The organism is Anabaena sp. CCY 9910, from assembly GCF_963920875.1.
In the GTDB taxonomy this organism is placed as follows: domain Bacteria; phylum Cyanobacteriota; class Cyanobacteriia; order Cyanobacteriales; family Nostocaceae; genus Trichormus; species Trichormus variabilis.
Window position 1 is genome coordinate 1 of record NZ_CAWUDJ010000046.1, and the last position, 12,383, is coordinate 12,383.

Sequence of the window (12,383 nt, forward strand, 5' to 3'; positions counted from 1 at the left end):
GTCCCCCAAGCCCCCTCCAAAAAATAGATCTGTTTTATGTGTAGCAGTTAATTTATTTTCTTAACTGAACCGTATTGAATTATAGCTGGGGATTGGGTGAAAAGTCTTGTTGTGTCTATGTTGTATCATCTATTGATGTCCTAACACTACTGGCAACAGCTATACTAAGCGTGGCAGAGTTGCTGCCTTTGAGATAATTGTTGGAGCAATAATTCTACAGATGAAATCAAATCTGTAACGAAAACCCCTGTCTCACTGTTTTCAGTTGATGTTATGTATATACCTTGGAGAGTAACTTCAAAGTATGAAGGATCACAAGGATAGAAATCTATCAAGTTGGCTTGGGCTAACTTTTCTAAAACAGCTAGGGGGGATGATTCGATAGGTAATAGAAAAGCCGCCGTGCTTGGTTCCGTGTAGATATTTGTGCCAGTGTTGAGAGCTAAATTTACTCTTTGATTTACCCAATTTTCTAAAGGTATGTCGAGATAATCTAAACTAACGCTATTTTCGGTATAAGTGAGTTTTAACATATGAATTAATAATATCTACATGGATATATATTCAAGTGTTTGGTTGTGTGCTTCGGATAAAATCAGAATATTCTGGTGAACTTCCCTGAAGCTAACTGTGGAGGTGCAACCGGAAATGCTGGTGAAATCAAGTTTAGATGGCTAGGGGAAGTTGCTAAACTTGGGGGAATCCCCGAACTTTGTTGAGTATGCAGCTACGATAATGGCAAGAGCGAGTTATGGCCCAGAGGCGAAAAGGCGATCGCGGCATTTATTAGAGGTACTATTAGCCTATGCTAATGATGAGCTAGGCTGCGATGAAGCGGCTTTAGATGCCCTGCGTCCCCAAATACAAACTCGCTGGCAAAGTGAAACTCGCCTAGTTGTCAGAACTAAAGTCAGATTTTTGCAGGCTTTAACGGGGTTAATATCAGATGAGTTAACATCTGAACAAATCAAAGAAGCTTTAAAACGGTTTGCAGATTTCTTAGAAATCTTAGAAGATAATCGCCCATCTCGCGGTGGTTCCGAAACTTGGCACTTCACCCTCAATCTTTGGTACAAACGCCAAGATACAGCAGCCAACTTACAACAATTTGATTCCCACTGGGAAAGTCGCCGTCCAGAAAAGTCCAAGGAAGTCACAGCAGCAAAAGCCGACAAACAAGCAAATCCCCCCACTCCCCAACTAAATTGGCAAGAACTATGTCGCGCCAACCTCAACAACCGCCTGACAACAAATCCCCTCACCAGTGCAGATGGTGTCACTTTTGAATTGAATCAGGTTTACGTACCTTTGGGCTTAGTGCAGCGAAAACAGCGTTTACGTCACCGTGATGATGTAACTCCCCAAGAGGGTTCGCGGTTATATGAACCAGAGGACTTGGATATTACCCAAACCTTTGACCATAATGAATTTATTCAACAGGTACTAGGACAAAAACAAAGTCAGCGAATTGCCATTGTTGGTGAACCAGGTGCAGGGAAAACTACTTTTTTGCAGAGAATTGCTGCTTGGGTGTTGGAAAATACCGCAGATTTACCAGTTTGGATTTCCCTAGCAGATTTACAAGGTAAAACTTTAGAACAGTATTTAATTCAAGATTGGTTACCTTCAGCTATGCGTAAACTTAGGGTTTCGCCAGAACTTGAAGACGCATTCTGTGAACAGTTTAACCAAGGAAGGGTTTGGTTACTGATGGATGCAGTGGATGAAATGGCAATTGAATCTACCAGCGCCTTGGCGAAAATTGCTAGTTTCCTAAAAGGCTGGGTAGGCGATGCCACAATTATTCTTACTTGTCGGCTGAACGTTTGGGATGCAGGGAAGAATGCTTTAGAAAATTTTGATACCTATGGCAATTTACATTTTACTTATAGCGATGAGCAAACACAGGATCGGATAGGGCAATTTATTTGTCGATGGTTTCAGTACAATCCAGCTTTAGGCGAAAAACTGCGACATGAGTTAAACCAACCAGAAAGACGACGAGTCAAAGATACGGTAAAAAATCCCCTACGCTTGGCTTTGTTGTGTCGAATTTGGGGCATCACTCAGGGAGAATTACCTTATAGTAAGGCGATGCTTTATCAGCAGTTTGTGGAAGCAATTTATGAGTGGAAACAAGACATTTTCCCTACTACTTCCACTCAGCGACAGGAGTTAAACCGGGCGTTGGGAAAATTAGCACTGTTGGCAATAGCCCAAACACAAACCAAGTTTCGTCTGAGACATCGTTTTGTCTGCCAAGTTTTAGGCACTCCCGATGATGGGTTGTTCCAACTAGCACTCCAGTTAGGCTGGTTGAATCAAGTGGGTATTTTAGAAACTCAAGGGGAGAAAGTTTATGCTTTTTATCATCCCACGTTTCAAGAATATTTTGCAGCTCAGGCGATTACGGATTTTTCAGGGGAAAGTAGTTACCGAAGAGGCGGAGGGGCAGGGAGCAGGAAGAGAAGTCGCAAGGAGGGTTTCCCTCAGGGCGAACTTCGGGAGCAGGGGGAGCAATCCCTGCCCAGTAGCCGTGAAGCGGAGCGAAACATCGGTACAAGCCTCGCCCTTACAGGGCGCTCTTGCCGGGTCGGAGTACAAGCTCATTCCCAGTTTTCCCCCTTGCTCCCTGCCCTCTGCTCCCCTGCCTCTTTTGACCGGATTTTTGAGCCGCAATGGCGAGAGGTAATACTATTGTGGCTGGGTAGAGATGATGTACCACAAGTAGAAAAGGAGGCTTTGATTAACGCACTGATTCAATTTGAGGATGGATGCGGGGGATTCTATAATTATCAAGCTTATTTCTTGGCAGCCCAGGGAATTGCTGAATTTACCGATTGTCAACAAGCTGAGGCAATTATTCAGCAGTTAATTAAGTGGCGCTTTGGCTACTTTGATTCACAAAAGCAAAAATGGTATAGATATCCATCACCAATTGTAGAAGGTGCGCGCATAGCTTTACTCAAAACCGATCGCCTAAAAGCGATAGCCTGCTTAGAACAATTTATCACTTCCTGCGACAATGAGTTTGATAGTTGGAATGCAGCCTACAGCTTAGGTAAGATTTTCGACCCTGGAAACAAGATTGCGATCGCTTCTTTGGAAAATCTTGTTAAAATAGCTCGGCATGAAACTATTCGTTGGCAAGCTGCCTATAGTTTAGGCAGAGTCGATGCAGAAAATCCCACGGCTATGACTGCATTGCTGCAAATTATCGCAACTACTGACAATGAATCTACTCGTCGTAAAGCTGCTTATAGTTTAGGTAAACTTGATTCCCACAACGCAACGGCTATTACCACATTAGAAAAAATCGCCCAATCAGCCACAGATGTTTCCCAACGCTGCCAAGCCGCCGAGAATCTAGCAACTTTACGCGGTGAAGAAATTACACATAAATGGCAAGGTAAACAACAACAAAAACAAAAGGTACTTTACCCTGTACCTGAAAAAATCACAGCCTTAATCCGTGGTATCTCTTCATGTGAGGATGAAGACACCAAAAGACGTAGAGCCTACAAATTAGCACAACTTGACCCAGGTAATAAGATTGCATTGATAACCTTACTACAATTGCTCAAGTCAACCCAACGCGAATCCTTACGCAAACGCGCAGCAGACAATTTAAAAGAAATCCTGATTGATGAACAGTTACCACAAGTAATCTTTTGCCTGAAAGATTGCTTTTCTCCCACAGTTAGGGAACACGAGTTGGAACTACACCGAGATTGTTACAAGTTACTGTGGTACTGTGCCGAAAATCTGACTTATCAGGAGTTTTACCAAGCTTGGCATAGCAGTTAATAAGAGTTTACCCAAAGCGTCCACTGATATATTCTTGTGCTTCTTGAGTATTAGGAGAATTGAACATTTGTACTGTAGGACTAAATTCTACTAATTTACCCCGACGCTTACCATATTCATCAATTTCCGTATTAAAGAATGCTGTCCAATCTGCTACTCTAGAAGCCTGCTGCATATTATGAGTCACCATAATTATGGTGTATTGCTCCTTCAGTTCTAAGCAAAGTTCTTCTACTTGACGTGTAGAAATAGGGTCAAGAGCAGAGCATGGTTCATCCATTAATAATACATCGGGCTTCATGGCGATCGCTCTGGCAATACACAGCCGTTGCTGTTGTCCACCAGATAAAGCCGTACCTTTGGCTTTGAGTTTGTCTTTGACTTCATTCCAGATAGCAGCACGTCTGAGAGAATTTTCTACTAATTCATCCAGATTCCCTTTATAACCATTAGCACGAGGGCTAAAAGCAATATTTTCATATATAGATTTAGGAAAAGGGTTTGGTCTTTGAAACACCATTCCTACTTGACGGCGCAATTTTACAGAATTAATTCTGGAGTCATAAATGTTGCGATCGCGGTAATGTAATCTCCCTTCTACCTTAGCTCCGGGGATTAAATCATTCATGCGATTAAAGCAGCGTAATAATGTACTTTTACCACATCCAGAAGGGCCAATAAACGCAATAATTTCCTTATCTGGTATTTGCAAATGTACATCAAGTAGCGCTAAAAATCCACCATAATAGACCTTGACACCTTCAACATTAAATACGGCTTGATTTTTCTGATTAATTGTGGCACTATCTCGTTGATTTCTACTGTTGTAGGACATAATTAAATTTTCCTCATCTGAATGAAATTTGGACTAATTTTATGAAGATTCGCTGGATTATTTAACGAATGGAAAATCGCTGTCGGATATAAATTGCCACACCATTTAAAAGTAAAATCAAGCTCAAAAGTGCAATAATTGTTGCTGCTGCTGCACTAGCAAAACCCGGTTCAGGACGAGTGATGTAACTGTAAATTTGAATAGGTAGTGCCATAAATCTCTGGAACAAACCAGGATCGAAAGTGAGAAAACCCACAGCACCTACAACAATTAACGAGGCTGCATCACCGATAGCGCGAGACACTGAGATAATCACCCCAGTCAAGATACCGGGAATAGCATAGGGTATGACATGACTGCGGATAGTCTGCCATTTGGTAACACCTAATCCGTAAGAAGCGTTTCTTAAAGAATCAGGAACAGCGCGAATGGCTTCTCTAGAGGTGACAATAATCACTGGTAAAGACAGTAAAGATAAAGTCAAGGCTCCAGAAATTAAAGCAGGGCCAAACCCTAATAAATAATTAAACACCCCTAAACCTAGTAACCCATAGACAATAGAAGGTACACCCGCTAGATTACTGATATTTATCTCAATAATCGCTGTCCACCAAACTTTAGGTGCATACTCTTCTAGATATAAAGCTGCTCCTACACCAATGGGAACAGTAACAAAAATCACAACAAGTCCCAAAAGAATGCTACTGATAATAGCAGGACGGATACCACCTTGGTCAGGAAAGCGAGAAGGGGTTTCCGTCAGAAAACCAGGTGTTAAAAATCTACCTAATCCGTCTCCAAAAATATCAAATAGTAGCAATGCTAGGACGAATATACCAATCAATAATCCTAACAAAAAAACTAATTCAAATATTTTTCCTATAGTCTCTCTTTTGTCAAAATTATCAGTAAATTCTGTTTCAGATGCCAAGGAATCATTCGATTGATAACTATTAGCCATACCTAATTACTCGTACTTTTCTTTATAACGATTAGCAATCCAGTAACTAACAATATTTAAGGATAGGGTAAGGACAAACAAAACTGCCCCCACAGCATATAAAGTCTTGAAATTGAGACTTCCACGCGGACTATCTCCTCCAGAAATTTGCGCCATGTAAGCTGTCATGGTTGCTATTGATTCTGCAAAGCTAATAGTCAGTTTTGGCTGTAGTCCAGCAGCGATGAGGACAGTCATTGTTTCACCTACGGCGCGAGAAATACCTAAAATAATTGAGGCAACAATTCCCGAAAGTGCTGCTGGTAAGACTACTTTAAAAATGGTTTCCAATTTAGTAATACCCAAAGCATAAGCTCCTTCCCGCAAAGAACGTGGAACTGAGCGAATAGCATCCAAACTAATAGAACCAACGGTAGGAGTAATCATTATTCCCATCATCAATCCTGCACTCAAGGCGTTGAATATTTCCAAAGGAATCAAATGCCGCAGTAATGGTGTGAGAAACAATAGCGCAAAGTAGCCATATACTACCGTTGGCACTCCCGCTAAAAGTTCCACCGCAGGGCGTAAAACTGCTGCTACTTTGGGTTGAGCATATTCACTCAAGTAAATGGCAGAAGATAAACCCAAAGGAATCGCCACCGACATAGCAATAGCTGTAGTCAAGAAAGTGCCATTAATTAAAGGCCAAACACCAAAATGTCTTTCTGCAAACAGAGGTGTCCATTTAGTATCGAGAAAGAATTGGGCAAAGGAAACTTCTTGGAAAAAACTAAATGTTTCCTGAAAGATAATTAAGACAATACCAAATGTCGTCAACACGGAAACTAAAGCACAAGCAAATAAAATTGCTCTCACAATCCTTTCTATTATATCTTCAGATATATTTTTATCTAGTGATTGTCTAGATAGTAAATAAGGATCATCGTGAAAAGTGTTATTTTGCATAGATATTGAATTTATAAATACAAATCAAATTACAAATGACCATGTTTGAATTGCTACAACTGGGTATTTTCTAAATGAAATTTGTGATTGGTTCACCTGGTTTGGCTTTTTGAAATTTCGTTCCAGTCTCTCCAGCAGCAAATTTTTGTTTTACTTTGACGTAGGCTTCATCAGGTAGTGCTACATAACCAGCGCCATCTACCCACTTCCAAGAATTTTCTAAATAAAAATCTACAAATTCTTTAACTACTGGTTTGTTATCTAAAGATATTTTACTGACGTAGATAAAGAGGGGACGAGACAAAGGTGTGTAGGTGTTTTTGAGTACGTTATCTAGAGGAACTGGCTTTTTACATTCACCTTTGAGATTTTCTATAGCAACTAAATTGAGCTTTTCTTGGTTTTGAATATAGTAAGATATTCCCACATAGCCCAATGCTGATTCATCGCCAGAAACACCTTGCACTAGTAGATTTTGATTATGACTAGGAGTGTAATCTGTGCGTCCATTTTTGGCTTTACCAGTAACAGCTTGAGTTAAATAATCAAATGTTCCTGTATCAGAAGCTGGAGCATAAAGCTTCAGAGGTAGCTTAGGAAATTTAGGATTAACTTGATTCCAAGTCAAGATTTTACCGTCTGATTTGGCGTTCCAAATCGTATTCATTTCTTTAATAGTTAGACATTGAGCAAATTTGTTTTTAGGGTTAGCAATTACAGCTACACCATCTAAACCTATGGGTAATTCTACAAACTCTATATTCTTACTTTTACATTTGGCAATTTCTTCATTTCTAATGGTACGAGAAGCACCAACAATATCAATATCACCATTACAAAACTTACTAAAACCGCCACCTGTACCACTAGAAGCAACGCTAACTTTTGCGTCAGCTTTAACTTTCTGGTATTCTTCGGCAACAGCTAAAGAGATAGGAAAGCCTACGGCTGCACCATCAATACTCACTTGACTTTTCAATTCTTGTCCACTGTTACAACCAGTGATAGTACTAGTAGAAAGTATTAAAGATGTTAAGCAAAAGCTATATTTAAATTTGTCATGAAATCTCATAAATTCCCAATTGAAATAAAGTGACTATTTGCTACATGAAAAGTGATGCTTACGCTTTTTTTGCAACTTGAATTTTGTCAAAAATTGCCCCATCTTCAAAAAACTTTTTCTGGATAAGCTCCCAACCACCTAAATCTTGTGAGGTGAATAAAGTTTTAACTGGCGGTTGCTGTGATACGACTTCTTGAGTAACGGTGGGGTTTACAGGGCGATATTGCAATTTAGCAAATTCCCGTTGCGCTTCTGTTGAATAAAGAAAATCAACAAGTGCTTGTGAAACTTCTCTTGTACCGTGTTTATTAACGTTTTTATCAACGAGAGCCACGGGATTATCAATGGAAATATTGACCTGAGGGACAATATAAGGCAGTTTGTTACCATTTTTACCTGCCAAAATGACCTCATTTTCGTAATTAATTAAAACATCTCCTTCGCCTTTCTGGAAAAATAAATCACTAGCTTCACGAGCATCTTTCGTTAGCACAGGAATATTCTTGTAAACCTTAGTGACATAATCTAATGCTGCTGTTTCATCACCACCCGTTAGGCTGACGGAACTCCAAAAAGCTAAGAATTCCCAAATAGCAATACCAGAAGTTTTTGGGTTAGCTGCAATTATTTTTACCCCATCTTTGGCTAAATCTGCCCAAGTCTGGATGTTTTTAGGATTACCCTCACGAGTAACGATCGCCGCCACTGATTTACTAACAATACCATTTCTGGGAGTTTTGATTTCCCAACCTGATTTAATTAAACCTGCTTGTTGGAGTTTGATGACATCTAAAGGTAGTGCTAAGTGTACTATGTCTGCTTCTTGCAAGCCTGCAATAACCGCCGCAGTTTGAGCGCCAGAACCTCCGTAAGTCGCTTCAACTGTGACATTTTGGTTATGTTCCCGTTTCCATTTCTCTACAAACTTAGGAATTATCTGATCATGTGCGGCTTTGGTGACAGAGAAGGAAACAAGCTTGAGTTTTACATCACCTTTGTTAGCAAAACCACTTCCAGAGCAGGAGGCGATCGCTACACTTAATATAGTACCTATCAAGAATAGGCTCATATACTTTTGATTAGAGCTTCTATTCCCGGTAATCTGCATAATTTTTTCAGCCGAAAGCTGTACAGTTTGCCCAGCCTTCACAACGCAAGTATGTATTCGCTGTATCTGGCAAGTTAATAAATGCACCCAATATTGCGACTTATTCATCTAAGTAATCACCCTCATAATCATCGGTATTCCGATCTGTATACCGTGATTTATGATCATTATCAAACATGAAAATCCGATAGCTGTCAAGAATGTAACTTATCCATTACAAATGTTTAAATTATGTAGTAAGGTGATACGCACCTAAATCAAATATTCTTGCGTCAGGGCTGTCCAGAGTCCAGAGTCAAAGGCTAGCTTGGACTGTGGACTTTTGACAACCTGAGCGCGAAATATACAATTTAAATTCGTAACAGCTTAATACTCAGACTGTCTAAACGTTTGAGTTTCATCAAAGTAACTTCAAGTATGGGTCATAGGTGATTGATCAATCACCAAATTCCTTTATGGGTAAGGATTTTCAGCAATAAGTTCACCACAGCAAAATTTTTTTTTTGAGAAAACTGCATAAAAAAATAAACCCCAACCTATGAGTAAGTGAAGGGTGAAACCTGAAAACAAAAATCTCAGTTTTTCAGTAGTTATCACACAATTCAACATCTGTTTATTCACTTCTTTCTATAGGGATATCTGTCATGTCTACTCAAAAATCCAGCAAAATCAAGTTCATTTTCAGCATGATTGCAATGACAAGCATTGCAGCTTTAAACCCAGCCGTTAATGCTCAAACTCCCCAACCTGGTGCTGTTGATAATTTCCTGAACCGCGCTAATTTAAGTACTGATTCTATCAAAGTGCGCCCAGGGTCAGTTAATAATGTAACTCCTTCTGTGCAGAAACTTCCAGGGACTATCAAACCGGGTGGAGAGAACGCACATAATGCAGGTTGTGTTAACGCAGGTTGCTCTGAACGCCTACCTGATAACGGACGCAGAGTTATTAATCCAGCTATTTTCAAGGATCAAATCCGTAAGTAATTTATGAGTTGCTAGTTATGTAGATATGGTTTCTGGATTTGGTAATTTGTAACTCGTAATTGAGTCGGAATTATTACCTATTACCAATCCTTCAATTGATAACTAGCAACTTACTGTACAAGTGTTTTTTGTCTATTTTGTAGGGAAATTATCAATATGAAGCTTTCACATTATCATGTAGTAACACAACCATTTTTTGATGAAATTGAAGAGCGAACAAAGCGCGTTGTTTTTTCTAGTCGAACATCAAATGTCAGAATTATTGATGAGCATAGTTGGCACATTTTAGCTAGTGGTGATTTTGCCCAATTACCTCAAGATATTTTGTTTGACCTCGTTGATATTGAACTAATTGTACCTGATGATGAAAACGAATTACAAACTATTTTAGATTACAATAATGCCTTAGCAATTGATAACGATGACCTATATTTAGTTGTTCAACCAACTGCTTTTTGTCAACTGGGTTGTCATTACTGCGGTCAGGAACATACTAGCAAAATGATGACTGAAGATGAGCAACAAAAATTTATAGAACGAACTGCTAAAAAACTCGCTAGTAAGAACTTTCGTAGTCTCTCAATTGGTTGGTTTGGTGCAGAACCTTTGGTAGGTCTGCCAGTGATGAGAACTCTTACGCCAAAACTACAGGCTCTTGCGGCCAGTTTTGGTTGTAGTTATCATGCAAAAATTGTCACCAATGGTTTAGCTTTAACACATCAAGTAGCAACGGAAATTGTTCAAGAATTAGGCGTAAATTCTATTGAAATTACCCTTGATGGTACGGGCGAATATCATGATGTTCGGCGGATGCAGAAAAATGGCTTACCTACTTTTGATAAAATTTTTACTAATACGGTTGCCTTAGCTCATCGGCAAGATTTGGATGTACAAATTAATATTCGTTGTAATGTTGACTACCAAAATTATGAATCTGTTTCTTTGTTGCTCCAAAAGTTAGCTGAGGCAGAGATACAAGACAAGATTAATTTCTACGTCGCACCGATTCATTCTTGGGGAAATGACGCTCATACTCGTTCCCTATCGAAAGAAGAATTTGCTGATTGGGAAATAACTTGGTTTGGGGAAATGGTTGAGTTAGGTTTCAAAGTTGGGTTATTACCAGAGCGCAGACCTCTAGTTTGTATGGCTGTAATGCCCCATTCGGAATTAGTTGATGCCTATGGCAATATTTTTAATTGTACAGAGGTGTCTTATGTCCCTACATACAGCACACCTAATGAATATGCCATTGATCATTTATCAGGTAAACAGATGCCCGGTAAAAGGGAACGTTTAGCTAGTTTCAATGATAAAGTGCGTCAAGGTGCATATCCCTGTTCCACTTGTCCCATGTTACCTGTTTGCGGTGGTTCTTGTCCAAAGAGTTGGTTAGAAGGTATTGAACCATGCCCTAGTGCTAAACATAACATTGAGCAACGTTTATTACTTACCTATGCGTTATCTCGGATTGAAGAAGCAGAAGCCAACAAGGAGGCTTTAGTTTATGCTTGATATTTCCAGTCAACTCCTAGCAGAAATCACAGAAAGTTATCGCCAAGGGTGTACTGCAACTATGAATATACCCGCAGGTAGTGGTGATTTATTTAGCGAAAAACTAGAAGCTTTGATGGCAAAACGTTTACCCTTACAAGAGCAATTATTACTGCGTCGCTATAGTAATGCTCGTAGTCAAGGGATGGTAGCTGCTCGCCACCGCCAACTGACAACAGCCACGCAGTTATTTGAGGAAGCGCGTAAACCTTTGCAAATGGCTACATTGTCACGGGAATCTAAGCTACTACATCAGTCATTTTTAGAACAATCAGCAGCTTATCTCGATTATTGTCATCAAGATTTTGACCAAGTTTACAGTCGCACTGAGGAGGCTTTAAGCTTAAGTGCAATTTTAGAGGAAGAATATGGTTATGATATTCTCCTGATGCAGCGTATCCAACTGTTACATAATTTGGTGCGGACAGAAGCACGACGATTAAATTTTACAGGAGCGATCGCACTTGCTGCTCAACTTCTTGCCTATCTTGATGGACAATTGCAGACTTTACCTACTCCCCATCCTTGGGGTTTTGAACGCATAGCACGTCAGCCGCCTGAGTTTGTTTCTGTGATGTTTGCCCAAATTACTGGTGAAGTTGCTTTAATTTTGGCAGGTCAAGACCGCAAGCAAGCAGCTAATTTGTTAACAATTGCAGCAGATTATTTACAGTTACCAGTTCACTCTGAAAAATCTCGCTACCCACGTTCCTATGCTTGGTTTTCCATCAAACAAGCATTTGTGGAGCAAGATATCACCACTTTTCTCACACAAGCTGCTCAGTTTCTTGTCCAAGGACGCGCTGATACACCTCTGCTTTGGTACACAATAATTAATGATTTGTTGGCTTTATGCAATGAGCAAGGTTGGTTAGATTTTCGTCAAGAAATTGTCCAAGATTCACTGTCTTGGAATGATTTGCCACACAAACTTATTTTAATGAGAAGTTGACAGTTAACCGTCAACTGTCAACACAAAAATATGTGCAAATTAAAGCAAGAACAGCTCATCTTAGTAGGGACGTACCGTTGTACGCCCCTATAGCCATATCTGCTTTGCAAAGATTATTGAAAAAGATCAAGAGCTAGGGGTACATAATTATGTCCTTGCCAACTCTTGA

10 protein-coding genes are annotated in these 12,383 nt (G+C 39.8%); 4 read left to right on the forward strand and 6 right to left on the reverse strand.

Annotation, left to right across the window (positions count from 1 at the left end):
• Window positions 1–164: 164 nt before the first annotated feature.
• Window positions 165–533, reverse strand: a complete 369-nt coding sequence (locus ACM5QX_RS24645; protein ID WP_414755934.1) for an alr0857 family protein — start codon at window positions 531–533, stop codon at window positions 165–167.
• A 202-nt stretch (window positions 534–735) separates the two neighbouring features.
• Between ACM5QX_RS24645 and ACM5QX_RS24650 the strand changes: the two genes are divergently transcribed.
• A complete protein-coding gene (locus ACM5QX_RS24650) occupies window positions 736–3,807 on the forward strand; it encodes a HEAT repeat domain-containing protein (protein ID WP_414755935.1) in 3,072 nt (1,023 codons plus the stop codon).
• Between the two features lie 7 nt (window positions 3,808–3,814).
• Here the strand turns inward: ACM5QX_RS24650 and pstB are convergent, their stop codons facing one another.
• The 5 genes from pstB to ACM5QX_RS24675 all read right to left on the reverse strand — a co-directional run bounded on the left by pstB (window position 3,815) and on the right by ACM5QX_RS24675 (window position 8,830).
• Window positions 3,815–4,642, reverse strand: coding sequence for a phosphate ABC transporter ATP-binding protein PstB (gene pstB, locus ACM5QX_RS24655; RefSeq protein WP_414755936.1), 828 nt, complete (start codon window positions 4,640–4,642; stop codon window positions 3,815–3,817).
• 61 nt (window positions 4,643–4,703) lie between these two features.
• Window positions 4,704–5,603 (reverse strand): phosphate ABC transporter permease PstA, encoded by a 900-nt coding sequence (pstA, locus tag ACM5QX_RS24660; RefSeq protein ID WP_414755937.1) that lies wholly within the window; start codon window positions 5,601–5,603, stop codon window positions 4,704–4,706.
• Between the two features lie 6 nt (window positions 5,604–5,609).
• Window positions 5,610–6,551, reverse strand: coding sequence for a phosphate ABC transporter permease subunit PstC (pstC, locus tag ACM5QX_RS24665; protein ID WP_414755938.1), 942 nt, complete (start codon window positions 6,549–6,551; stop codon window positions 5,610–5,612).
• 70 nt (window positions 6,552–6,621) lie between these two features.
• Window positions 6,622–7,623: a PstS family phosphate ABC transporter substrate-binding protein gene (locus tag ACM5QX_RS24670; protein WP_414755939.1), complete on the reverse strand. Its 1,002-nt coding sequence runs from the start codon at window positions 7,621–7,623 to the stop codon at window positions 6,622–6,624.
• Between the two features lie 49 nt (window positions 7,624–7,672).
• Window positions 7,673–8,830, reverse strand: a complete 1,158-nt coding sequence (locus tag ACM5QX_RS24675; RefSeq protein WP_414755940.1) for a sulfate ABC transporter substrate-binding protein — start codon at window positions 8,828–8,830, stop codon at window positions 7,673–7,675.
• A 536-nt stretch (window positions 8,831–9,366) separates the two neighbouring features.
• On the opposite strand from ACM5QX_RS24675, the gene ACM5QX_RS24680 reads away from it, so the two are divergent.
• From ACM5QX_RS24680 to ACM5QX_RS24690, 3 genes are all read left to right on the forward strand, one after another.
• Window positions 9,367–9,708 (forward strand): hypothetical protein, encoded by a 342-nt coding sequence (locus tag ACM5QX_RS24680; RefSeq protein WP_414755941.1) that lies wholly within the window; start codon window positions 9,367–9,369, stop codon window positions 9,706–9,708.
• Window positions 9,709–9,864: 156 nt separating this feature from the next.
• Complete coding sequence (locus tag ACM5QX_RS24685; protein ID WP_414755942.1) at window positions 9,865–11,223, forward strand: radical SAM protein; 1,359 nt, start codon at window positions 9,865–9,867, stop codon at window positions 11,221–11,223.
• On the forward strand, window positions 11,216–12,214 hold the full coding sequence (locus ACM5QX_RS24690; RefSeq protein WP_414755943.1) for a hypothetical protein: 999 nt from the start codon (window positions 11,216–11,218) through the stop codon (window positions 12,212–12,214). Before ACM5QX_RS24685 ends, ACM5QX_RS24690 begins: the two co-directional genes overlap by 8 nt.
• The last annotated feature ends 169 nt before the right edge of the window (window positions 12,215–12,383 follow it).

Coding starts and splice junctions, on each gene's coding strand:
- ACM5QX_RS24645 (WP_414755934.1), bottom strand. CDS start 533: ATGTTAAAACTCACTTATACCGAAAATAGCGTTAGTTTAGATTATCTC.
- ACM5QX_RS24650 (WP_414755935.1), top strand. CDS start 736: ATGGCAAGAGCGAGTTATGGCCCAGAGGCGAAAAGGCGATCGCGGCAT.
- pstB (WP_414755936.1), bottom strand. CDS start 4,642: ATGTCCTACAACAGTAGAAATCAACGAGATAGTGCCACAATTAATCAG.
- pstA (WP_414755937.1), bottom strand. CDS start 5,603: ATGGCTAATAGTTATCAATCGAATGATTCCTTGGCATCTGAAACAGAA.
- pstC (WP_414755938.1), bottom strand. CDS start 6,551: ATGCAAAATAACACTTTTCACGATGATCCTTATTTACTATCTAGACAA.
- ACM5QX_RS24670 (WP_414755939.1), bottom strand. CDS start 7,623: ATGAGATTTCATGACAAATTTAAATATAGCTTTTGCTTAACATCTTTA.
- ACM5QX_RS24675 (WP_414755940.1), bottom strand. CDS start 8,830: ATGAATAAGTCGCAATATTGGGTGCATTTATTAACTTGCCAGATACAG.
- ACM5QX_RS24680 (WP_414755941.1), top strand. CDS start 9,367: ATGTCTACTCAAAAATCCAGCAAAATCAAGTTCATTTTCAGCATGATT.
- ACM5QX_RS24685 (WP_414755942.1), top strand. CDS start 9,865: ATGAAGCTTTCACATTATCATGTAGTAACACAACCATTTTTTGATGAA.
- ACM5QX_RS24690 (WP_414755943.1), top strand. CDS start 11,216: ATGCTTGATATTTCCAGTCAACTCCTAGCAGAAATCACAGAAAGTTAT.